This window comes from Flavobacterium sp. 1 (assembly GCF_002797935.1).
Lineage (GTDB): Bacteria > Bacteroidota > Bacteroidia > Flavobacteriales > Flavobacteriaceae > Flavobacterium.
Genome location: NZ_PGER01000001.1, coordinates 276,447 through 300,785, shown reverse-complemented (window position 1 = coordinate 300,785; position 24,339 = coordinate 276,447). Strand labels below are relative to the sequence as shown.

17 protein-coding genes are annotated in these 24,339 nt (G+C 34.5%); 10 read left to right on the top strand and 7 right to left on the bottom strand.

All coding sequences use genetic code 11. The features are described from left to right. Window positions 1-18 precede the first annotated feature (18 nt). The 7 genes from CLU83_RS01375 to CLU83_RS01345 form a co-directional block, all read right to left on the bottom strand. Window positions 19-984, bottom strand: coding sequence for a glycoside hydrolase family 5 protein (locus CLU83_RS01375; RefSeq protein ID WP_100429958.1), 966 nt, complete (start codon window positions 982-984; stop codon window positions 19-21). An 11-nt stretch (window positions 985-995) separates the two neighbouring features. Continuing rightward, on the bottom strand, window positions 996-2,234 hold the full coding sequence (locus CLU83_RS01370) for a glycoside hydrolase family 27 protein (RefSeq protein ID WP_100429957.1): 1,239 nt from the start codon (window positions 2,232-2,234) through the stop codon (window positions 996-998). A gap of 244 nt (window positions 2,235-2,478) precedes the next feature. Next, entirely contained in the window at window positions 2,479-5,346 is a 2,868-nt protein-coding gene (galA, locus tag CLU83_RS01365) for a beta-galactosidase GalA (RefSeq protein WP_100433570.1), read from the bottom strand. A 213-nt stretch (window positions 5,347-5,559) separates the two neighbouring features. Then, complete coding sequence (locus tag CLU83_RS01360) at window positions 5,560-6,612, bottom strand: IPT/TIG domain-containing protein (RefSeq protein ID WP_100433569.1); 1,053 nt, start codon at window positions 6,610-6,612, stop codon at window positions 5,560-5,562. Between the two features lie 16 nt (window positions 6,613-6,628). Further along, window positions 6,629-8,227: a RagB/SusD family nutrient uptake outer membrane protein gene (locus tag CLU83_RS01355; RefSeq protein ID WP_100429956.1), complete on the bottom strand. Its 1,599-nt coding sequence runs from the start codon at window positions 8,225-8,227 to the stop codon at window positions 6,629-6,631. 11 nt (window positions 8,228-8,238) lie between these two features. Next, entirely contained in the window at window positions 8,239-11,430 is a 3,192-nt protein-coding gene (locus CLU83_RS01350) for a TonB-dependent receptor (protein WP_100429955.1), read from the bottom strand. A 313-nt stretch (window positions 11,431-11,743) separates the two neighbouring features. Continuing rightward, window positions 11,744-12,622 (bottom strand): AraC family transcriptional regulator, encoded by an 879-nt coding sequence (locus tag CLU83_RS01345; protein WP_100429954.1) that lies wholly within the window; start codon window positions 12,620-12,622, stop codon window positions 11,744-11,746. A gap of 278 nt (window positions 12,623-12,900) precedes the next feature. Here CLU83_RS01345 and CLU83_RS01340 point away from each other — a divergent pair, with 278 nt between their 5' ends. From CLU83_RS01340 to CLU83_RS01295, 10 genes are all read left to right on the top strand, one after another. Beyond that, window positions 12,901-14,046 carry a glycoside hydrolase family 26 protein gene (locus CLU83_RS01340; RefSeq protein WP_100429953.1) on the top strand — a complete coding sequence of 382 codons (1,146 nt, stop codon included), beginning with the start codon at window positions 12,901-12,903 and terminating at the stop codon, window positions 14,044-14,046. A gap of 25 nt (window positions 14,047-14,071) precedes the next feature. Then, window positions 14,072-15,463 carry an MFS transporter gene (locus tag CLU83_RS01335; protein ID WP_100429952.1) on the top strand — a complete coding sequence of 464 codons (1,392 nt, stop codon included), beginning with the start codon at window positions 14,072-14,074 and terminating at the stop codon, window positions 15,461-15,463. A gap of 23 nt (window positions 15,464-15,486) precedes the next feature. Then, window positions 15,487-16,680 (top strand): glycosidase, encoded by a 1,194-nt coding sequence (locus CLU83_RS01330; protein ID WP_100429951.1) that lies wholly within the window; start codon window positions 15,487-15,489, stop codon window positions 16,678-16,680. Window positions 16,681-16,682: 2 nt separating this feature from the next. Next, window positions 16,683-17,867 (top strand): AGE family epimerase/isomerase, encoded by a 1,185-nt coding sequence (locus tag CLU83_RS01325; protein ID WP_100429950.1) that lies wholly within the window; start codon window positions 16,683-16,685, stop codon window positions 17,865-17,867. Window positions 17,868-17,921: 54 nt separating this feature from the next. Next, window positions 17,922-18,944 (top strand): hypothetical protein, encoded by a 1,023-nt coding sequence (locus CLU83_RS01320; RefSeq protein ID WP_100429949.1) that lies wholly within the window; start codon window positions 17,922-17,924, stop codon window positions 18,942-18,944. 18 nt (window positions 18,945-18,962) lie between these two features. Next, the gene (locus tag CLU83_RS01315) at window positions 18,963-19,142 is read left to right on the top strand and encodes a hypothetical protein (protein WP_100429948.1); all 180 of its coding nucleotides are present in this window, start codon (window positions 18,963-18,965) and stop codon (window positions 19,140-19,142) included. A gap of 10 nt (window positions 19,143-19,152) precedes the next feature. Then, complete coding sequence (locus CLU83_RS01310; RefSeq protein ID WP_157801964.1) at window positions 19,153-19,338, top strand: hypothetical protein; 186 nt, start codon at window positions 19,153-19,155, stop codon at window positions 19,336-19,338. A 134-nt stretch (window positions 19,339-19,472) separates the two neighbouring features. Beyond that, window positions 19,473-20,879, top strand: coding sequence for an alpha-L-arabinofuranosidase (locus tag CLU83_RS01305; RefSeq protein ID WP_100429946.1), 1,407 nt, complete (start codon window positions 19,473-19,475; stop codon window positions 20,877-20,879). Window positions 20,880-20,898: 19 nt separating this feature from the next. Beyond that, on the top strand, window positions 20,899-22,191 hold the full coding sequence (locus tag CLU83_RS01300; protein ID WP_100433568.1) for a cellulase family glycosylhydrolase: 1,293 nt from the start codon (window positions 20,899-20,901) through the stop codon (window positions 22,189-22,191). A 139-nt stretch (window positions 22,192-22,330) separates the two neighbouring features. Next, complete coding sequence (locus CLU83_RS01295; protein WP_100429945.1) at window positions 22,331-24,316, top strand: glycoside hydrolase family 97 protein; 1,986 nt, start codon at window positions 22,331-22,333, stop codon at window positions 24,314-24,316. Window positions 24,317-24,339: the final 23 nt, after the last annotated feature.

Here is a 24,339-nt window from a genome sequence, read left to right as displayed (position 1 = left end):
TTTTTATGTTTTCTAAATCTAATTCTTACTATTGTATTTTCGTAGTAATTCCTTTGTTTTTAAACCTGATTCATTAAGGTCTTCATTCATCCAATTGCCTTCGGAATTGGCTGTTTTTTTTAACATGGAACAAGTTTCAACCTTATCAGAAACAGACCAGACTATCCAGCTCAGTTTTTTTTCCTCCATCCAGTCGATATATTCCTGCCATGCAGTATAATTCATAGGACCATCTCCTGAAGCTTCCATTCCTGCAGATTCAGAGATAAAAATTGGTAAGCCGCTTTTAATAGCTTCATCAGTTCTATCCCTAAGTTCTTTTTGATGCGTAGCAGCATAAAAATGCATGGTGTACATTAAATTATCATAACCTTTTATAGGATCCTGAGCGGGCAGATGAACATCTTGATCCCATTTTGGACATCCCACCAAGATAATATTATCAGGATCATTTGCTCTAATGACTTTAATTACTTCTTCGGCATACGCCTTTACTTCTGGCCAAGTTTCGTAGTCCGGTTCATTAAAAACCTCGTAGATTACATTTGGATACTTCCCGTATTTCTTGGAGATTTCATCAAAATATTCTTTGGCTTCTTTCAAATTAATATTATGGCTGTGCCAATCTATTATAACATAAATATCGGATTTGATTGCTCCTTTAATAACAGATTCTATTTTTTCTTTGGAAAATTGGGATTCCTTCATATAAGGATGTGCTCCAATTTCGATACCCATTGCCGCACGAACAATAGTACAATCAAAATCTTTTTTCAGCCAAGCCACTGTTTTTTCATTATAAAATCTTGGCCAGATGCTATGCCAGCCAAGACTTACTCCTCTCAAAACAATTGGGTTTTGGTTTTTATCGACCAATTGAGTTCCTTTTACGCTAAGCTGTCCGTGCTTTTTGACGAATTGTGCGTTTGCCATGCTACAGCTTAATGCCAGCAAAAGCAGAATAATTTTAGATTTAAAGTCCATATTTTTTTGAATTAAGGAATTAATCTTAGTGTAATTACATCGTGAGAAGCAATATCGGCAGTGAAATTCTTTTTGGTAGTTCCTGCTTCTTTGTTTTTCCAAAGGTCTTTGATTTTGAATACTGCTTTATTAAAATCAGCTTCAAAGCCAAAATCTGCATCTTTGATTGGACTCTTTTTCCAATCGTAATTGATTTTTTTAAGAATGTCTGTTCTATTCAAAAAGGTGACAGCCCAATTTCCGTCGGATAATGGTTTTACCCAAACTTCCAGTCCGTCTTCGGCAGAAAATTTGAATCCTTGAATTCCTAATTTATCCTGATTTACGGCAATTAGTTCTTTATTGGTTAGAATCGCCAATGTTTCTTTAGACATTTTTCTGAAATCATTTCCGGCAATTAAAGGAGAAGCCATCATACACCACATCGCAAAATGGGTTTTGTCCTCAGTATTAGTCATTCCGTCACCCACTTCCATCATATCAAAATCATTCCAATGGTCTGGGCCTGAAAATTTACGTATGTCTTTGCGCATTTCAGCAATTTTCATGAATCCCCATGACGACCAATTTCCTTCTTCATGATGAAACTCGCAATCAAAACATGGATAAATATCTCCCGAAATTCTCCAAAGGTTTCCAATAGGTTTTCCCCAATCCCATGGTTTGTTATCTCCCCATTCACAAAGACTGAAAACGATAGGTCTTCCAGCCGTTTTAAGCGCATTACTCATCGTTGCATACGCTTCGGGAGCATTGATTCCTGCTGTGTTGCACCAATCGTATTTTAAGAAATCAATTCCTAAATTGGCATAAAAACGAGCATCTTGGTATTCATAACCTCTTGTGCCAGGATAACCGGCGCAAGTGTGCGTTCCTGCACAATTGTACAAACCAAACTTTAGTCCTTTGGAATGCACATATTCGATTAAAGCTTTCATTCCGCTTGGGAATTTTATTGGATCAGGAACTAGATTTCCATTAGCATCACGCTCTTTTGTCATCCAGCCATCATCGAGTACAATATAATTGTATCCTGCGACTGCCATTCCGGTAGAAACCATAATATCGGCGGTTTCTTTTACGAGTTTTTCGTCGATGTTGGTTTCAAAAGTGTTCCAAGAATTCCAGCCCATTGGCGGTGTCATGGCTAAGCCTTCAAATTTTCCTGTTCCTTGCTTGTAAACATTTCCCTGTGAGAAACCTTGAAATGCTATACTGCTTAAAAATAAGCTGAGAAGTAATTTTTTCATTTTTATATTGTTTTTTTGTTATTGAATTTTTTAAAATGTTGTCACGCAGATCTTGCAAATTTTGGCAGATTTAAAAAAAACGAAATGATCTTGTTTTGCACTTTTTGCGTGAGGGATGGCAGTGGAGCTCTTTTTTCTTATCAATTGCCACGGGTTTAAACCCGTGGCAATTGATAAGAAAAAAAGCGGGAACGTACAGCCCGACCCAAAGTTTTTACGGAGGGTCACGCCCTGCTTATTTTTATTATTTTACTGCATTTATTTTTATTTCGGCATTTTTGAGTCCGTTGTTGGTTGCTGTCAATGTAATTTTGCCTGTTTCGCCAGTAGTTTGAATGATTACCTGAGCTAGACCATTAAATAATTTGCGCCTGTAATTTTCTGCTTTGGTAATAATCTGAATCGTTCCCGCGTTTTGATTGACCACATCCCATTTGTATTTTTTCAATAAAGGCTGGGCAATCACTGCAATGGTATTTTTGCCTGAATGCAGTATTTTTTTGTCCAGCACAAATGAATCACCTTTTTTGTTTTCGGGAATTTCATTGCTGATTTTATTACCGTTGATAAAAATAGACTGCTTTTTCCCAAGACTATTGTAGAACAAGCTGATTGCTGTTTCGTTATAATTCGCCGGCAATTCGAACTCGGTTCTATAAACGACTGCTTTTACTTTTTTGCCAAAAATGGTATCTCTGTCGTCTGTGAAAGCTTTTTGCCAAGATTGGGTAGCAATATTTTCTTGAGTTTCTTCTGAAACATTGAAATCGGCTACTATTTTTTCTTTTAGATTTTCAATATTCAAAACAGTATTTGTCTCTAAATATTGATCTGGTTCAAGTGAAGTTGGATTTCCATTTCCAACACCGATAATTTTCCCTGGACCTGTGATTGAAAAGGTTACTTCATTATCAGCAATTGGCACAGAAAATCCCGATTTGTCCTTGGCGCTGACTGTAATCATAGCGATATCATTTTTTGCCGCTTCTATGTTATTTTTATCGGATGCCAAATTTAAAACGGCAGCTACACCTGTAGTTTTTACGACATCGGTTATGATTTTCTTACCGTTTTTGTACCCGATTGCCTCAAGCGTTCCAGGAGTATAATTGACATTCCATTCGAGATGCCCGTCTTTTTCCATTGTTTTTTTGCCTAAACTTTTCTTGTTTAAAAAAAGCTCTACTTCGTCACAATTGCTGTACGCCCAAACTTCGATATTTTGATTTTCCTTTCCAGCCCAGTTCCAATGAGGCAAAAGATGCAGAACAGGTTCGTTTTGCCACCACGCTTTCAAGTACCAGGCGGTGTCTTTATAAAATCCGCATTGATCTACCATTCCGAAATAAGAACCTGTGGAAGGATATTCGAAAGGAGTTGGCTCCCCGCGATAATCAAATCCTGTCCAAATGAACATTCCTGACAAATACGGGCGGGAATTATAGTGTTTCCAGCCTTTTTCTATACTAATAAAACTAGAGCTCGGCGCTTTATCATAGGCCGGCATGATGTGTTTTTGATTGTCACGGTAATATTCGCCCCGAGTGGCATTGGTACTTCCTTCCTCTGTTCCCCAAATGGACTGCTCGGGAAATAATTTATGCTGTTCATCAGTGTTTTTATTCACGATATAATTGATTCCCAACAGATCCATAACTGTTGTGATTCCGTTACTGCCAATCCCACCACTAAAAGCAGCTGTTGCTGGTCTGGAAGAATCTATAGTTTTTACATAAGACTGCATGGAACTCGCAATTCTAGCGCCTACAATATCATTTTCAATTCCCCATTCTTCGTTTCCGATGCTCCAACTTATAATTGAAGGGTGGTTTCTATCGCGTTCGATCATTTTTTTGACATCTTCAAGCTGCATTTGCGTGCTTCCCATCAACCTATTCTCGTCAATTACAAGCATCCCTAAGCGGTCACAAGCATCCAATAACTCGGGTGTTGGCGGATTATGAGAACAACGATAGGCATTGCTTCCAAAGGATTTTAAGGTTTTAATTCTGAAATCCTGCAGCGCATCCGGCATAGCTGCTCCTACTCCTGCATGATCCTGATGATTGTTTGTTCCTTTTATTTTGACATGTTTTTCGTTAAGAAAAAAGCCTTCATTCGCGTCAAAACGGATAGTTCGGATTCCGAAAGTAGTTTGAAAAGTATCCACTAATTTATCTCCTTCATAAACCGAAGTAATCATTTTATACAAATAGGGATTTTCAAGCGACCAAAGTGTCGCATTCTGCACTGTTAAATCTGTTGAAAAGTCTTTAGTCTCTCTTGGATTTAAACTACAGGAATTTATTGTTTTTTCGGAAACAGTTTTTCCTGTAGCATCCAAAATAGTTTGGTTTATTTTGAACATTTTCTGAGACTTCCCTTCGTTTGTAAGTGTAACTAGTGCACTAATTTCATTGGTACTATCTTTTGTTTTTGTTTTTACAAAAGTGCCGTTATCCGGAATACAAAGCTCATTGGTTTTATTAAGCCAAACATGACGATAAATTCCTGCTCCTTCATAAAACCAGCCTTCTTCCATGGTTGCATCTGCTCGAACAGCAATTGTATTTTCGCCACCATAATTGATATAATCGGTGATATCATATTCAAAACCCAAATAACCGCTGTCTTGATTTCCTAAATAATGTCCGTTTACCCAAACAATGGAATTGCGGAAAACGCCATCGAATGCGATATGAATTCGTCTTCCCAAATCACTTGCAGGTATCGTTATTTTTTTTCGGTACCAGCCGATGCTTTTGTCTGGAAAATTTCGGCCGATGGCTTTGAATCCATGACTAAAACTAGCCTCGTTACTAAACCCTTGTTCTACCGCCCAATCATGAGGAAGATCTAACTTTCGCCAAGAGCGATCATCAAAAGAAGCATTAGCAGCGCCATCACCAAAACCTGCTTTCGCTAAATAAGAGAAATAAGCTGTTCCAGTATTAAAATCTTTCTTGGTATCTGATGGATGACCAAAAGCAAATTTCCAATCTTTGTCTAACGAAATATGTTCTCTAGGAGAATTATTTGAAGCTGATTGTGAAAAAACAGAAAAGCTAAAAGAAATCAGTACTAAAAAAAGTGATGTTTTAAAATTTTTCATTAACATTTATAAAAAGGTTTGTCAAAAATTTAACTCTCAAAAATAATGAATAGAAGTCAAGTATATTAATACTTTTTTTCAAAATCCACTTAAAAAAAGGCACAATAGAGAATTTTGAGCATTTGAAATTTAAACTAACAAAAACTGCCGTAAAAAAAATATTCCCTAATTTTTCAACTAGGGAATATTTTAAACTAACTCAAAATAATAATTTTATTTTAATACAAATCCCATCTCATCCATTAATATGGTATTACCTCCAAAATTACCGGATTCTTGAAATGTCAATTGATCAAAAGTTGTAGGGTTTCCAATAGCTGAAAATGGAATTTCAATAGTAGTCCATGATGTATTTATTGATTTTTGTACTGTATAAGCCCATCCTCCAAAAACAAAAGTCAATTTAGCATCTGGATTTGCAGAGACACTTTTAATTTTAACTCTAAATGCTTTATATTTTGAAACATCTCTAGAATTAAACTTCAAATCAGCACCATCCCAACCTCCAAAAACGATTTTTAAAGATGCATTGCCTTGCGCTTTATCTACAGTATAATTTGTATTAAACTCATTACCACTCCAAGTCCAATGTCCTGCGTCACCTTGTATTGCATCGTCATAAAGCGCAGCACCAACTGCCAGAGCAGAAGTTGCAGTACCTGTAATGTTAGAAACAGTCACTAATTTATCAGCAGAATTAGCTGGCATCTTAAATTTAATCTCTGTCAATGTAGAAGAAACAACAGTAGCTTGCTGTGTTCCAACTGTTACAACAGGATTTAAAAAATACTTTCCATCGACTGTTACTACATCCCCTTCTGCTGCATTTATTGAATTGAACCAATTAAAAGTTGGAGGTGGCGGTGCAGTAACAAAGTCATAAAGAACTGTGCCAAAATCGGTAACTACTTTTAATTTATTAGAAGCATTAGCATAAGGCGTATTTTCATCAATTAATATAACTATATCGGTATCAGTTACCAAAGTTGGACGGAAATAAGTGTCAAAATCATTGAAGTAGACTTTCTGTGTTGTAAGCAATCCTTTTCCATGAATAATGTAATAACTTTTAGGATCGCCCTTAGTAACTGGAGTTAATGGCAAAACAGTGCCATCTTTAGCATAACCTGATGGCATTACTGATTCTACAACTGGAGGTCCAGCACTATCTGTAGTATTAGTATCATCTGAGCATGAACTAAAAAGCATTAAAGATAACATCAATGCAATACATGCTGTTAACGTAACAATTTTTATATTTTTCATATTTTTCATTTTAAAATTATTTAAAAGTATATGGAGCTACTTCTGTCAATTTTGGATTTTTAATCAAATCATCTGCCGGGTAAGGCAATAAAAGACTTGTAGCAGTGATCGTTATATGTTTTGGAGTGTTTTTATCCCCTCTGTCTTGTGCTTCTAATATTGCTTTAGCTTTAGCAAAAGGCAAACGTCCTAGATCAAAATAGTAATCTCCTTCACAAGCTAATTCAGCACGTCTTTCTCTAAATACATCATCAAAAGTAATTGATGACTTTGTTGACAAACCAGCTCTTTTACGAACTGCATTATACGATTTAAGAGCCAATGCATCAGTAGTACTACCTGTTTGCGAACCTATAACAGCTTCTGCATGAATCAATAATAACTCTGCATAACGCATCTGATAAGTGTTCATGCTGCTTTCCCCATTAAAAGGTTTGTTAAACTTCCCCGTAACAGGTAAATTTTCTTTTCCAATTACGTATTTCTTTAATCCAGCACCTGATAATTGAGCTTCATTTTCTATTTTAAATGTGTAACCCAAAATCAATGGAGAATCTACAGCAAGTGTTGCCGCATAAGTTAAATTTGGATAATAATCTCCAGGAAGCATAAACGTCTCTTTTCTTCTTCTGTCTCCATCCTCAAAACCGTTCTTAATTAAATCCTGAGATGGTGCAATCTGACCAGAGTAAGAAGTCTCAACCAATCTATTTTCCGGAGCGAACAATGTATTTGAGAAGTTACCATCAAAATAAGTTGCGGTTCCAGTCCATTGCCATGCAAAGATTGACTCTTCATTATTATTGTTCATTTGCAAAAATAAATCAGCAAAAGATTTTGTAGGCAATTCATCCCCGCCTAATAATTTAAACTCTCCGCTATTAATCACATCCAAAGCCATAGCTTTAGCAAGGTCATATTTTTTTTCATATAAATATACTTTTGCTAAAAAAGCCTTAGCAGATCCGCTTGATACATGCGCATTGGCACTATAATTAGAACCTCTAACTTTAGTCCTTAAATTAGCAGCTGCAAATTTTAAATCATTCTCTATAAATTTATAAACATCTGCAACTGGATTACTAGGAATAACAAAATTCGCAGAATAATCAGCAGTGTTTTCAATAATAGGCACATTACCCCATAATCTCACTAAGAAAAAATAAGAAAAGGCTCTGATAAAATGCGCTTCTCCTAATGCATTATTTAATGCTTCTTTACTAACATCTGGACCAACACCTGTAGGTAAACCATTAATAAAAGCATTAGAATTTGCAATGGCGCCATAACATGATCTCCATGAGTCAGAGATATATGATGCAGTATTGGTAAAACTCAAATCGGTGAATTTTCCAAAATCATTATAAGGACCAGCATACATATTACCCGAAATCACATCGGTAATACCATAATAACCAGCTTTGTTCATATTAAACCACACCAAACCATATAATCCATTAGCGGCATTATCCAGTTTTATATCTGAGTCATAATAGTTAGTTAAAGTAGGTGTTCCCTGTGCTGGCACATCTATAAAATCCTGAGAACAAGAAGATGAAACCAACAACATCAATGTCATAGCAACAACACTGCTTCTTTTTATTATATTTTTCATATTAATACGTATTAAAATTCAACATTAAAACCAAAAGTTATCTGTCTAGGCGTAGGATAACGTCCATTATCAATACCCGATAATAGTGCATCTTGGTTATAAGAACCTACTTCAGGATCATAACCTTTGTATTTGGTAAAAGTATATAGGTTTTGAGTTGAGGCATAAAATCTCAATCTTGATAATTTAATTTTTGAAATAATATCAGATGGCAAAGAATACCCTAAAGTTAGATTTTGAATTCTCAAATAAGATCCATCTTCAATAAAACGAGACGATATCGCATTATTTATATGATCATAAGCTGAAGGTCTTGGTAAAGCAGCATCTAAATTATCAGCTGAATAAAAATCCGCCGCTTCCGTTAAATAATTTGTTCCAACACCATTATTCATTGTACCAGATGCACGAGTTAAATTCATTAATTTATTCCCAGTAGTTCCTTGAACGAGAATAGACAAATCAACATTTTTATATTTAAAATTATTGGTAAATCCGTAAGTTAATTTTGGATTTGGATTTCCAATCGGAACTAAATCTTTCGAATCGATAATACCATCATCATTTACATCTTTGTAAATTACATCTCCTTTTTGAAAATTTGGCAATAATGAATTGGTTCCATTTTTCAAAGGCACTTTAGTTCCTCCATTGTCATGTCCATAAGTTAATAAATCATCATCTGTTCTATAAATACCTTCAGCCTGATAACCAACAAATGACCCTATTGGCAAACCTTCCATTGTTCTAGATACAGTAACTGTACTATAAGCAAGCGTATTCATTGTTTTAACAATGTTTAATCCTGCCATATCAGTTACTTCATTTACATACTTAGATAAATTCAAACTAGCATTCCATGAAAAGTTTTCAGTAAAGTTATGAGAATAACCAAGTGTAACCTCGATTCCTCTATTTCGCATGCTTCCAAGATTAAAATATGGAGGATTTACACCACCTTCATAATCTCCACCTCCAGAAAGGAAGTTTGGCAAAGGAACTTGATACAAGAAGTTTTTAGAAACTTTATTATAAACATCCACAGAAGCGGTAAGTTTAGAATCAAACATTGTAAAATCTAAACCTAAATTAGTTTGCTCCTGAGTTTCCCATTTTAAATTTGCATTATTCGTGTTTGATGGTAAATAAGAATTTCCCATTGAACTATTAACCAAATGCAAGTTAGAATCATATAAATTATTAGGAATTTGATTGTTACCTGTTTGTCCCCAACCAAACCTAAATTTTATATTATCAACATACTTTTTAGTACCTTCCATGAAAGTCTCATTAGAAAGTTTCCAAGAAGCTCCAAATGAACCAAAAACACCCCATTTGTTACCTATGTCAAACTTTGAAGATCCATCTGCTCTAACTGCTCCAGAAATTCCATATTTATCTGCATAATCATAAACAACCCTTCCTAAATAAGAAGATAATGTTTGTACTCCTTCGTATGGACTGCTTACGATTACTTTGGACAAATCAGAATAAGCAAGTTCATGATGACTATTGTCTTTAAAACCAGTAGCATTAATAGAATACCCTTCCCAATGCGCTCTATTAGATTCTTGTACTGCCAAAACTGTAAAATTATGTTTACCAATAATATTTCTATAGGTAAGCATATTTTTTAAGTTCCATGAGTTGCCTGAAGATGGATTATAATACAAATTAGCAAAACTTTTTACTGCATTTCCTAAAGTATACATTGGATCATATTGCTGTCCTAAATTGTCATAAATATATCCACCTGCTTCAAAACGATAATCCAATCCTTTGAACAAATCAATTTGCGTATACATATTTCCAGAATAATTTTTTCTAACCAATGTATTAGACCCCAATAAAGAAGTGGCAACAGGGTTAACGAATGAAGTTGCTCCTCCTGCCGGCGGCCCTGCAAAAGATCCTGACAATTCTCTAACTGCAACATCTGGAGTCGATAATAAAGAAGTAGCAACAACTCCATTAAACTGACCATTTAAAGTTAATTTTTCATCTGTTATTGACCCACTAACATTCGCACCAACTTTTATAAACTTATTAAGTTTAGCATCAATATTAGATCTAAAATTATATCGTTTGAAACCTGATTCAATTACAATACCTTCTTGATTTAATGCACCTCCAGATATATAATAATTCACACCGTCTTTACCTCCTGAAAAAGATAATTGATTCGATTTCATAATCCCTGTTTGATAAATTTCTTTCTGCCAGTCTGTACCAGTTCCTAAAAGCTCTGGATGAGCAAATTCAGGTCGAAGACCAACACCATACACAGTTGCTAAAGCATTTTGATGAGCTGCATATTGCTGCAAATTCATTGAAGGCAATTGTTTAGGTAAATTACTGATAGAATAAGAATTCTCAAAAGTTAATTTCCCTGTTCCTTTTTTCCCTGTTTTTGTAGTCACAATAACAACTCCATTAGCACCACGTGAACCATAAATAGCAGTAGCAGAAGCATCTTTAAGAATATCTATAGATTCTATATCACTAGGATTTATTAATGATAAAGGACTATATGTAATATTTCCTGCATTAGAAAAATTAGAATTTCCAGATGCATTTCTTCCTGATGTAGATGAATTTCTGGCATCTCCAGAAATTGGGACTCCATCGATTACATACAAAGGCTCATTTGTTCCTGTTAAAGATGATGCCCCTCTAATTTTTACAGAAACATTCCCTCCTGGCTCACCAGAATTATTATTTACAACAACACCAGAGGCCTTACCTTGCATCATTTGATCAAAAGAAGCGACTTTTATATTTTCGATATCTTTTGAGCTAATACTAGAAATAGAACTGTTTACGTCTTTTCTTTTTACAGTTCCATATCCAATTACTACTACATCTTTTAAATCTTCAGCACTAGATTTTAAGATTACGTTTATAGTTGTTCTCCCGTCAACAGCAATTTTTTGCGTATTAAATCCGACAAAAGAGAACGACAATGTAGCATTTGAAGGAGCATTGACAGCGAATTTTCCATCAAAGTCAGTTGAAACTGATTTTCCCGAACCTACAACAGTGATATTTACACCCGGAATAGTAAGTCCTTTATCATCTTTTACAACTCCCTGCACTTTCGTTTGTGCTGTAATGTAATTGCATGATAATAATAAAAACAAAATCAAAGGAATCGATCTGTGATTGACTTTCCAATGAATTAAATTAGACAATAGTTTTTTCATAATAAAAATTTGTTAGTTAAGTTCGATAATTCCCGAAAGGATTTTTCGGCAATTATCTTGGTATTAATTAGTATGATTTATAATTAACAAATTTATAACAGTAGCTAACATCAAATTAATATTATTATATCATTTCATGATAATATATTTTCAAAATGAAAAATTTAATTACACATAATAAAATTTAAACAATGCTTTTTTATATTATTATTATTTAAAACTTAAAATATATATAATATAAGTAATTATAAAAATAAAAAAACTCCTTGAAACATTGTCTCAAAGAGTTTTTTAAACAAAAAACAGAAGTCAATTACAAAATTCGCTTTAATCCTGAAAAATCTTCGCGGTATTGACTAGGAGTACATTTCTTAAAAGCCTTAAAACTTCTATTGAAATTGGCAATATTATTAAACCCAGATTTGAACGCAACCTCAGATATACTAAGGTCTTTCTCTACTAACCACCTGGCTGCGTAACCAATACGGATATCATTTATATAATTGACAAATGTTTTTCCTGTGCGTTTTTTTATAAATCTGTTGAAAGAAATTGTCGTCATATTAGCTACGTTTGCAACTTCCTCTAATGATAATTTTTCAGCAAAATTCTTTTGAATATAATCATAGATTAATTTCATTTTATCATACTCCTCAAAAGTATCATTTTCAACAGTAAAAGTTGATAAAAGCCTTTGATTACGAGAGTTTGCAAGATCATAAAGGATAGATATAATTTCAAGAAAATAATCCATCCCATCCAGCTTGGATATCTTTATTATCCGAGGAGTGAGCATTTGAGCCACCTGTTTTGAAAATAAAATACCATGTACAGACCGGTTAAACATCTCCTTTATAGGCGTCATAATCCGTCTGGATAGCAAAAACTCATGAAAAAGATCATTATGAAATTGAATTGTTATTTCGTGAATATCTTTATTTTTACATTTATATTGTTCCCAGCCATGATACAAATTAGGCCCGACCAATACCAGCTCAATATCATCAATCTCTTCTATATTGTCGCCTACCACACGTTTCACCCCTTTCCCGTTCAATATAAAATTGATTTCAAATTCAGGATGATAATGAATCGGATAATCAAATTCATCTTTAACTCTATCAAAAACTAAAAAGCTATCTTGAGCTGCAAGCGGCACTATTTCTCTCTGAAAACTTTTAAAATTGCTCATAATTCATTTTTTTATTTGCAATAATAAGATATAAATTTGATAAAATAATATTAATCCGAAAGATGTTATTACTTTATCTTTGAAAAATGAATTTATGTTTTTGAATATAAAAATAGTGACAAAAAATATAAATCATTTTAAAATGACGTTTTTTTTAACATTTTATCAAAAAATTAATATAAATATAAAATCACAGCTTTTAAAACACAACCCTTTAATACTTAATTCATACTGATTGAACTTTGATTAAAACTATATAAAACCTTTTAATATAAATTATGACAAAAACAAACCACATACTGTCTTTTTTATTCGCTTTCAGTATATTTTGCTCAGCTCAGTCTCAGAACAATGATACTAAATTATCATTATCTGACAAAAAATCAACAAAAAGTACCATTCTATTATACCAAAATTTATACAAAACGGCTAATAAAGGAATTCTTTTTGGACATCAGGATGATTTGGCCTATGGTGTAAACTGGAAATATGAGGAAGGTCGAAGTGATATAAAAGACGTCGTAGGAGATTACCCTGCCATTTATGGTTGGGACATTGCTGGATTAGAAAAAGACAACACTAAAAACATAGACGGAGTTCCATTTGATAAAATGAAACAATACATAAAAGAAGCTAATGAAAGAGGCGGAATATCAACAATTAGCTGGCATTTTGATAATCCCGCAACAGGGAAAAATGCTTGGGACAACACACCAAATTCACTAAAAACTGTTCTTCCAGGAGGAGAAAATCATAAAAAATTCACAACTTGGTTAGATAAAGCAGCTACTTTCTTTTTATCATTAAAAGATAAAAAAGGAATTACCATTCCAATTCTTTTCAGACCTTTTCACGAACTTACTGGTGGATGGTTTTGGTGGGGGAAAGGAAATTGTACACCAGAAGAATTTAAATCGTTATGGAAATTTACTTTTGAATATCTGCAAAAAAAAGGGGTTCATAATTTAATTTACATTTATAACACTGGTGGTTTCAAAACAGAAGAAGAGTTTCTTCAAAACTATCCAGGTGCTAATTATGCTGACATTCTAAGCTTCGATAATTATCAAAACAGTGATGATAAGAATGGCGAAAAATTCGTAGCCGAAACTCAAAACCAGTTTAAAATAATTGATAAAATTGCAAAAAAACAACATAAACTAATCGCTTTCGCCGAAACAGGTTATGAAGCGATTCCTTATGACAAATGGTGGACAGACACTTTAATGAAAGCAATGGGAGCGTATAAAATATCGTATGTACTGGTTTGGAGAAACCACGGCTGGCAGGAAAAAGAACAAAAAATGCATTATTACGCTCCGTTCAAAGGTCAAGTCAGTGAAAAAGATTTTGTGCAATTTTACAATCTGGACAATATTCTTTTTGAAAAAGATGCTGCCAAAATAAATTTATATAAAAAATAATCCCAAAGTCAACAACCACACTAAAATGGAAGAAAAAATTAAATTAAAAGAAAAAATCGGTTACGGATTAGGAGATGCTGCTTCCTCCATGTTCTGGAAAATTTTCAGCATGTATCTAATGTTTTTTTACACAGATGTCTTTGGAATAGCGCCCGCTGTAGTTGGAACTATGTTCTTAATTACCCGTATCTGGGATTCCTGCTTTGACCCTTTGGTAGGAATTATTGCAGACAGAACGAAAAGCCGTTGGGGAAAATTCAGACCATATTTATTATGGACTGCCATTCCATTTGCAATAATCGGAGTCCTGACTTTTTACACACCTGATTTTGACGAAAAAGGAAAAATAATATATGCATACGTCACTTATTCCTTAATGATGATGATTTATTCAGTAATTAATGTACCGTATGCTTCCTTGCTTGGGGTAATGTCTGGTGACCGTAAAGAACGCACCACACTTTCATCTTATCGTATGGTTTTTGCTTTTGGCGGAAGCTTATTGGCTTTATGGCTAATTGAGCCTTTGGTAAATCATTTTGGCGGAAGCTTAAATTCTAAAACGGGTTGGTTATATACCATCATTGTTTTTGGAATGATTACTACAATTTTCTTTTGGGGTTGCTTTTTCCTTACCAAAGAAAGAGTACAGCCTATTAACGATGAAAAACCTAACTTAAAAGAAGATTTAAATGACCTCCTTAAAAACAGACCTTGGTGGATTTTACTGGGTGCAGGAATCGGAGCTCTAATATTCAATTCGATACGTGACGGAGCCGCTGTCTATTATTTTAAATACTACGTAAGCAGCACTATAAGCTACAGTTTCAATATTCTGGGAGAAAATTTTGCAATGACTCCAACCACACTTTATTTAGTATTAGGACAAGCTGCAAATATCATTGGTGTTATTGCCGCCACGCCTATTGCAAATAAAATCGGAAAAAAGAAAACCTTCTTTGGGGCTATGGCTCTTGCAGCAATTTTGAGTGTCATTTTCTATTATTTAGGAAAAGAAGATATAATCCTTATCATGGTTTTCCAAGTGCTGATCAGTATTTGTGCTGGCTGTATATTCCCATTAATCTGGTCTATGTATGCTGACAGTGCCGATTACTCCGAATGGAAACAAGGAAGAAGAGCAACGGGGCTTATTTTCTCAGCTTCGTCCATGTCACAAAAATTTGGATGGACAATTGGTGGCGCAGCAACAGGATGGCTATTAGGATACTTTGGTTTCCAAGCCAATGTAGCACAAACAGTAACTGCACAAACTGGAATACAATTAATGCTGAGCATTCTTCCAGCAATTGCGGCAGCAATCTCAGTACTTTTCATCATATTCTATCCCCTATCCGAAGAAAAATTACAAGCCATTGAGGACGATCTTAATGACAAACGAAATATAAATAAATAATACTTGATTTAGAACATTCAATTATGAGTACAACAGCAATAAAAGCAGATACAAAACAAATAAAAATTGAACTTGAAAAACAGTTTAATACGCTAATACAAACAAAAAACGAACCTCAGGACGGCATTGGAAACGGCATATTCTCTCGTTATAAAAGCCCAGTTTTAACAGCTGCACACACACCGCTGGAATGGAGATTTGATTTTAATCCAAATACAAATCCGTTGTTTTTGGAAAGAATTCAAATAAACGCAGCATTCAATGCTGGAGCCATGAAATGGAACGACAGTTACGTTCTAGTAGCGCGTGTTGAAGGTGCCGACAGAAAATCCTTCTTTGCCATTGCCGAAAGCCCAAATGGAGTAGATAATTTCAAGTTTTGGGATAAACCCTGCGTTATTCCTCAAACTGAAGAGCCTGATACCAATGTATATGACATGCGTTTAATAAACCATGAAGACGGATGGATTTATGGTATTTTCTGTACCGAAAGAAAAGATCCGTCTGCTCCAAAAGGTGATACTAGTACTGCCATTGCAAATGCAGGAATTGTTCGTACCAAAAATTTAATCAACTGGGAAAGATTACCAGATTTAGTTTCAAATACCGGACAACAGCGCAACGTGGTATTGCATCCAGAATTTGTAAACGGAAAATACGCTTTATACACTCGTCCTCAAGATGGTTTTATTGATGTAGGAAACGGTGGCGGAATTGGACTTGGTTATGTAGAAGACATGACTAATCCAATCGTAAAAGAAGAAAAAATCATATACGGAAAACAATACCACACAATATATGAACTGAAAAACGGTCTTGGACCAGCACCTATCAAAACTGAAAAAGGATGGTTGCATTTAGCTCACGGCGTACGCAACACTGCTGCGGGTTTGCGCTATACATTATACATGTTCATGACAGATTTGAATGATATTGCCAAAGTTATTCATGCTCCTGCAGGCCATTTTATGGGTCCAGAAGGCATTGAAAGAGTTGGAGATGTATCTAATGTTTTATTTTCTAATGGATGGATTGAAGATAAAGACGGTACTGTTTTCATTTATTATGCTTCTTCAGATACTAGAATGCACGTAGCTGTTTCTTCTATAGAAAGATTAGTGGATTATGTTATCAATACTCCCGAAGATACTTTGACCTCGGCAGGTTCAGTAAATGCTATTATCAATCAAGTGAATAAAAACAAAGAAATTTCATAATTGTGAATTCTAATTTAAAAAATCTAAAAACAGAATTAAAGCTTGAGCTCCAAAGTATTCTTTCCTATTGGATGAAAAATACTGTGGACGAAAAAAACGGGGGCTTTGTTGGACAAATAGATTATAATAACAACACAAATAATGAAGCTGAAAAAGGGTCTGTACTTAATGCGAGACTGTTATGGACCTTTTCTGCAGCTTATAAGATTTCCAATAATAAAGAACATTTAAACACAGCAAAACGTGCTTTTGAATATATTTCAGAGCATTTTTATGACACTGAATTTGGCGGTATCTTTTGGAGCATTAATTATGACGGAACTCCAAAAGACACCAAAAATCAAGTATATGCTTTAGCTTTTGTTATTTATGGTTTGAGCGAATATTATTCAGTTACAAAAGATAAAAAATCTTTGAAACTAGCTATTGCTTTATATGCTAAAATTCAGGAATACAGTTACGATACCGAAAAAGGCGGTTATTTTGAAGCCTTTACCCGTGATTGGCAGCCAATTGATGATTTGCGCTTAAGCGAAAAGGATGCCAACGAAAAGAAAACAATGAATACCCACTTGCACATCGTTGAAGGATATGCAAATTTATACACTGTTTGGAAAGACGAATCATTACGAAAAGTCATTATTGAACTATTAGAAACTATAGAAAAATACTTCATTAATACAGAAACAGGACATTTAAGGCTGTTTTTTGATGAGAATTGGATAGAAAAGAAAGACGTAATCTCCTATGGTCATGACATTGAAGCTGCTTGGCTTTTATTGCAGTGTGCAGAAATTGTTGAAGATGCAGCATTAATTGCCAATTATAAAAAGCATGCCGTTCAAATTGCAGAAGTGACCAAAGAAGGAATAGATAATGATGGCGGATTGTGGTATGAATATGATCCGGAAACTAACGAATTAATGGCCGAAAAACATTGGTGGCCACAAGCCGAATTAATGATAGGTTATTTTACAGCCTGGCAGCTTACCGGCAAACAAGAGTATTTGGACATAATTTTCAAAAACTGGGATTTCATACAAAAACACATCATTGACAAAAAAAATGGAGAATGGTTTTGGGGTATTTTTAGCGATTATTCTACTATGGAAAAAGACAAAGCTGGTTTCTGGAAATGTCCCTATCACAACGGCAGAGCGTGCATTGAGTTAATTCACCGCATCTAAAAGCTTGCCAAACCTCCCTCTTTAATTTAAAGTAACCTCTAAATTTAATTTATTATGAAAGCATTGCTTGTATTAGGTCTTTTTTTTATTGCTGTGACAAATAATGCGCAAACCAACCTCATTAAAAATGCTGGTTTTGAAACTGAATTATTAAATTGGAGAGGCGAAGATGTAGCTGCCATTTCTCCTTTTGATAAAAAATCTGGCAAAAATAGCTGCACCATTAATCAATATGTGGGAGCCGAATGGAAAGCAGTTGATCAGATTATAGCTATTCCAAAGAATACAGCTGCTATTGAATTGAGCGGATGGGTAAAAACAGAAGGTGTCGAAAAAGGTAAAAATGACTGGAACACCGGAAAATTTGATATTGAATTTTTAAATTCCGGAGACAAAGGAATTAAAAACGAAAGTATCGCTTCGGTTTTAGGAACAACTCCATGGTCTTTTTACAAAAAAGTAATTGCCGTTCCTGCAGGAGCTTCAAAACTTAGAATAATGCTTGCTTTAGGACAAACTAACGGAACCATATTTTTTGATGATCTAAAAGCTGTTGCCTTTACGCAAGAGCAGATTGACAAAATTCAACAAGAAGAAAATACTAAAAATGCATCAACAGCTTCTGAATCTAAAACAGCTGAATTAACAAATACTGGTTTTGAAAACGGAATAGATTCTTGGCGTGGAAACGCAACAGTTTCTACAACTATATTCAAAGAAGGAAAAGTAGCGCTTGTACTAAATTCAGCCACATTTGATTGGACTGGAATTGACCAAATAGCCGATGTTCCAGAAAATGCAACAACCATAACACTTTCGGGCTGGTTGAAATCGGATGATATCAAACAAGGAAAAGATCCATGGAATAACGGATTATACAGTGTAGAATTTACAGGAAGCAGCGATCAAAAAACAGGTGACCAAAACATTGCTTTTATAACCGCAACCACTGATTGGACATATTACACCAAAACTTTTGCTCTTCCAGCAGGAACAAAAAAATACAGAATCATGCTGGCTTTAGGATTTGCAACAGGAACACTATATGCCGATACACTTTCGGTTGATTTTAAATAGCAATTCTAAATCATCTTTATGAAAAAAAATTATATCATTACAATTCTGTCGGGATTGTTATTCCTTTCGGCTTGTTATAATGACAACTCAAACCCAACGCCTACGGCATCTAATGCATCTGATTTTAAAACATTTGCAACAAAAACAAAATCGGCTTTGGTAAATTATTTGCCAAAAATGTATGAATTACCTAAATAATATAGCCAAGATGAAAAAAATAATCCTTTTAACAGTTAGTATCCTTTTATTACAACTCTCATCTTGCTCAAAACAAGATGACAATTCTCCTGATCCAACACCAACACCGGAAGATCCTGTAATAAAACCACAAACGGATCCATCAGTATCAAATACAATTGGTTTTTTCTGGATAACTGGACATCTAAAAGCTTAACGTCTCCAGCCAATTATACTGCTGCTGCTGTTCCTGAAACAACAACTTCTACTGTTACTGTTGATTATGCCAATGTAATTACTAAAATCCCCAACTCCATTTACGGAAACAATGCCAATTTATGGTCCGGAAAAATGATTACCAATACAACTCTGGTAAATGATATAACCAATCTGAAACCCAATATCATCAGATTTCCAGGGGGAAGTATTAGCGATGTTTATTTTTGGAATGCGCTAAATGCTCCTTCGACTGCTCCTTCAAAATTAATAAAAGCCGATGGTAGTGAAGTAGAATCCGGCTATTGGTTTGGTAAAAATGATGGTGACTGGACGATTTCATTAGATAATTACTATCAACTTTTGCAATCGACCAACAGTAAAGGAATTATTACTGTAAATTATGGTTATGCCAGATATGGAACTGGTACAAATCCTGTTCAGGATGCTGCAAAACTAGCTGCAGACTGGGTAACTTATGATAATGGAAGAACACAATATTGGGAAATTGGCAATGAAGTTTATGCTGATTGGGAAGCAAGTTACAGAATCAATACCGCAAACAATAAAGATGGCCAGCCAGAACTTTTAAACGGAAAATTATATGCCGAACATTTTAAAATAATAGCAGCCGCCATGCGTGCAGCTGCAGTAGCGGTTGGGAACACAAACATCAAAATTGGAGCTATAATGGTCGAAAATACCCCTGCCAGCTATGTACCTGATTGTTATAAAACATGGAATAATAAATTGCTTACCAACATCAATGGTAATGCCGATTATTATGTGATTCATAATTATTACACCAATTATAATACAAATGCACCTGCAGCAGAAATTTTAGAAACTCCTAAAAAGGTAACTGCCGAAATGATGACTTTTTGTAAAAGTGAATTAACTGCAACAAGCAATGAAATCAAACCTTTTGCATTAGATGAATGGAATATTTTCTCGACTGGAAGCAAACAGCAGGTTTCGCATATAAACGGAATGCACGCAGTATTGATTTTGGGAGAAGTTTTAAAAAACAAAATTGGTCTTGCAGCACGTTGGGATTTAGCAAATGGATGGTCAAACGGAGATGATCACGGAACTTTTAGTAACGGAGATGAACCAAACATACCTAAAGGCACACCCCGACCGGCATTCTATCATATGTATTATTTTCAAAAATATATGGGAGATCGTTTGATTGAAGCCAATAAAGATACCAACGGAAATTACGAAGTGTATGCCTCTTCATTTTCTGATGGAAAAGTAGGTCTGGCCTTTGTAAACAAAGCAACAACTGCAATTAACATAAAAGTAAAACTTAATAATTTCCTTACCGGAAAAAGAATGTTTTGGTACACTTTAGTTGGTGATACCGATAATGGTGAATTTTCAAGAAAAGTAATCATAAACGGAACTGGTCCAACTTTAGTAGCAGGAGGACCAACTAATTACGCCTCTTTAAAACCATTTTCAGCAGAAACGACAAAAGGGACAAATATAACACTGCCAGCCCGTTCTTCTGTTTTTGTTGTTATTGAAAAAAAATAAATTACCAATTTATAAAACCATGAAAAATTCTATTTCAAAATTAATTGTGTTTGTCTTTTGCTTAGCGAATTTAAATAGCCAGGCACAACAACAGCTTCCAAAAATTACCGTAAAAGGAACGCAATTTTATAAAGGTGATAAGCCATATTCATACATTGGAACAAATTATTGGTATGGGAGTTTGCTAGCTTCAAAAAAAATTGGAGATCGTAAAAGATTACTTCGCGAACTTGATTTAATGAAGAAAAACGGTATCGACAACTTACGTATCCTCGTTGGTGCTGATGGCGGAAAATATGATTTTACAGTTCGTCCGGCACTACAATATGAACAGGGAAAATATGATGAGGATTTACTTGATGGTTTGGATTTCCTGATTAACGAAATGAACAAGCGCAAAATGTACGCCGTTTTGTATTTGACTAATAACTGGGAATGGTCAGGCGGAATGTCGCAATATTTGGAATGGAATGGCAAGGGGCCAATTCCTGTTCCGGCAATCGCACCAAATACCTGGTCTCAATTCATGTCATATACTGAGCAATTTCATAGCTGTGAACCTTGTATGGAAGCTTTGAATAATCATGTGAAGTTTATTATTGGCAGAACAAACTCTTATTCTAAAAAGAAGTACACAGAAGACAACACGATAATGGCTTGGCAGGTTGGAAATGAACCAAGACTTTTTACTGTAGAAAATGAAGCAAAATTTACAACCTGGCTAAATAATATTGTGGATTTAATTGATAGTTTAGATAAAAATCATTTGATTTCTACAGGTTCAGAAGGATTGAACAGCTCTAATGACAGCATGGAAATTTTTGAGAGAACACATCAAAATCCGAATATCGATTATTTAACGATGCACATCTGGCCAAAAAACTGGAATTGGTTTAAGGCAGATAATGCCGAAAAAACTTTACCTACAACTTTAGAAAATGCCGGGATTTATATCGACAAACATGTAAAAGTCGCAAATAATTTAAAACGCCCAATTATCATTGAAGAATTTGGTTTACCAAGAGAAAATGAGAGTTTACTTAATAGTTCATCTGTTACAAACAGGGATGTTTTTTACAATTATATTTTTAACAGGGTTGCTGAAAGTGTAGCTAATAAAGGTCCACTGCAGGCAGCAAATTTTTGGGGATTTGGCGGTGAAGGAAAACCGGTAAACGAAACAGGAAAATGGAATCCCGGAGATCCTTTGACAACTGACCCTCCGCAGGAGCCACAAGGATTAAATTCGGTTTTTTCATCTGATAAATCAACTTTAAAAATTATAAAAAAATATAATTGTAAACTGAAGTAAATCTTAGTTTAAAAAACATTTAAAACCATATAAGTTATGAAAGTTTCATTTGAGAGGACAGCTTAAATAAATTTATAAAATATACTTTTATAATTCATATGGTTAGTTAAATTTGCCATTATACTCAAATAACCTAATAATGAAAAAAGGAATATTCTTTATTTTAACACTGTTTTTTTTTAATGCCACATTTTCGCAGGAAGCTCAAGACTTTGTAGTAACTTCTCCAAACGGAAAAATTAAGGTCAGCATTCTGGTCGGCGAAAAAATAACATGGTCTGTTCTGCATGAAAAAAATCAAATTCTGGCACCTTCCTCTATTTCAATGACTTTGGATCAAAATGAAGTTTTAGGAAAAAACGCTTTGGTTTTGAATTCAAAAAGAGAAAAAGTAAACACTACGTTTGAATCTCCTTTTTACAAAAAAAGTACAATAAAGAATCAATACAATCTCCTGCTTTTAAATTTTAAAAATGGATTCAGCATTGAATATCGTGTTTTTGATGATGGTGCTGCCTATCGGTTCATAACACAAAAGAAAAAAGACATTACGGTTAAATCAGAAGAAGTTAGTTTAAATTTCGATCAGGATTATGGTAGTTTAATGCCGTATGTACGTGATTTGAGAAATCCAAAAGATCCATATATTTCTTCTTTTGAAGCACATTATGCAAACAAAAAAATCAGCGAATTTGCGAAAGATACGTTAGCTTTTTTACCATTTTTAATTGATTTTAAAAACCAAAAAAAAGCAGTTTTTCTTGAAGCCAATCTTCAGGATTATCCGGGATTATTTGTAACTAATAATGCTTCGAAATCCGGATTTCAATCCCGTTTTTCCAAATATCCATTGCAGGAAAAAAACGGAGGTTTCAATAATATCAACCTGCTTATTACAGAAAGAGCTGATTATTTAGTCAAAACAAAAGGAACCAGAAATTTTCCCTGGAGAATTATTGTTATTTCTGAAAATGATAAGGACTTAGCCAATAATGATATGGTTCAGAAATTATCCGAGCCGACAAAAATCAAAGATATCAGTTGGATTAAACCCGGAAAAGTTGCCTGGGACTGGTGGAACGACTGGAACATTTATAATGTTGATTTTAAAGCCGGAATTAACACTGAAACTTATAAATACTACATTGATTTTGCCTCAAAAAACAAAGTCGAATATGTTGTTTTGGATGAAGGTTGGAGCCTTGAAGATGACATAATGAAACATAGCCCAAATGTAGATTTGGAAACTTTAATCGCATACGGAAAAGAACGAAATGTGGACATTATTTTGTGGTGCTCCTGGATGGCTTTAACCAAAAATACAGAAGGAATTTTAAAGAATTATGCCAACTTGGGAATTAAAGGATTTAAAGTTGATTTCTTAGATCGTGATGATGCTAAAATGGTAAATTCGATTTATGATATAGCTCAAAAAGCAGCTGATAATAAATTGCTTATAGATTTTCATGGCATGCATAAACCAACTGGAATTCAGCGTACTTTCCCAAATATCCTAAATTTTGAAGGTGTAAAAGGTTTAGAGAATAATAAATGGACACCAAATGATGATGTTCCGACATATGATTGTTCGATTCCGTTTATCCGAATGATGGCAGGCCCAATGGATTATACACCGGGTGCAATGCGAAATGCTACAAAAAGTGAATTCAAACCAAGTAATTCTGCTCCCGAAAGTCAGGGAACAAGATGTCATCAATTGGCACTTTATACTATTTTTGAAGCTCCTTTGCAAATGATGGCTGATAGTCCTACGGCTTATATGAAAGAACAGGAAAGTACTAATTTTATTGCCAAAACACCAACAACTTTTGATGAAACTGTGGCTATAGATGGCGAAGTTGGTAAATTTGTAGCATTGGCACGAAGAAAAGCTTCAACCTGGTATTTAGGAGCGATTACGAATTGGGATTCCAGAGAAATAACAATTGATTTTTCATTCCTTGAAAAAGGCAAAAAATACGAAGCTGAAATTTTCTCTGACGGAATAAACGCTGAGAAAGCCGCTGTAGATTATAAAAGAGAAATTATAGCCGTAGATTCTGCTACTAAACTAAAATACCGATTAGCAGGCGGCGGCGGATTAGCAATGGTTATAAAATATTAATACAGTGATAAAGTAAAGATGCA

Excerpts from the sequence above, each read along its gene's own strand:
- CLU83_RS01370 (WP_100429957.1), bottom strand. The coding sequence starts at position 2,234 with ATGAAAAAATTACTTCTCAGCTTATTTTTAAGCAGTATAGCATTTCAA.
- CLU83_RS01320 (WP_100429949.1), top strand. The coding sequence starts at position 17,922 with ATGAAAGCATTGCTTGTATTAGGTCTTTTTTTTATTGCTGTGACAAAT.
- CLU83_RS01315 (WP_100429948.1), top strand. The coding sequence starts at position 18,963 with ATGAAAAAAAATTATATCATTACAATTCTGTCGGGATTGTTATTCCTT.
- CLU83_RS01310 (WP_157801964.1), top strand. The coding sequence starts at position 19,153 with ATGAAAAAAATAATCCTTTTAACAGTTAGTATCCTTTTATTACAACTC.
- CLU83_RS01305 (WP_100429946.1), top strand. The coding sequence starts at position 19,473 with ATGATTACCAATACAACTCTGGTAAATGATATAACCAATCTGAAACCC.
- CLU83_RS01345 (WP_100429954.1), bottom strand. The coding sequence starts at position 12,622 with ATGAGCAATTTTAAAAGTTTTCAGAGAGAAATAGTGCCGCTTGCAGCT.
- CLU83_RS01360 (WP_100433569.1), bottom strand. The coding sequence starts at position 6,612 with ATGAAAAATATAAAAATTGTTACGTTAACAGCATGTATTGCATTGATG.
- CLU83_RS01340 (WP_100429953.1), top strand. The coding sequence starts at position 12,901 with ATGACAAAAACAAACCACATACTGTCTTTTTTATTCGCTTTCAGTATA.
- CLU83_RS01300 (WP_100433568.1), top strand. The coding sequence starts at position 20,899 with ATGAAAAATTCTATTTCAAAATTAATTGTGTTTGTCTTTTGCTTAGCG.
- CLU83_RS01330 (WP_100429951.1), top strand. The coding sequence starts at position 15,487 with ATGAGTACAACAGCAATAAAAGCAGATACAAAACAAATAAAAATTGAA.
- CLU83_RS01295 (WP_100429945.1), top strand. The coding sequence starts at position 22,331 with ATGAAAAAAGGAATATTCTTTATTTTAACACTGTTTTTTTTTAATGCC.
- galA (WP_100433570.1), bottom strand. The coding sequence starts at position 5,346 with ATGAAAAATTTTAAAACATCACTTTTTTTAGTACTGATTTCTTTTAGC.
- CLU83_RS01335 (WP_100429952.1), top strand. The coding sequence starts at position 14,072 with ATGGAAGAAAAAATTAAATTAAAAGAAAAAATCGGTTACGGATTAGGA.
- CLU83_RS01355 (WP_100429956.1), bottom strand. The coding sequence starts at position 8,227 with ATGAAAAATATAATAAAAAGAAGCAGTGTTGTTGCTATGACATTGATG.
- CLU83_RS01350 (WP_100429955.1), bottom strand. The coding sequence starts at position 11,430 with ATGAAAAAACTATTGTCTAATTTAATTCATTGGAAAGTCAATCACAGA.
- CLU83_RS01375 (WP_100429958.1), bottom strand. The coding sequence starts at position 984 with ATGGACTTTAAATCTAAAATTATTCTGCTTTTGCTGGCATTAAGCTGT.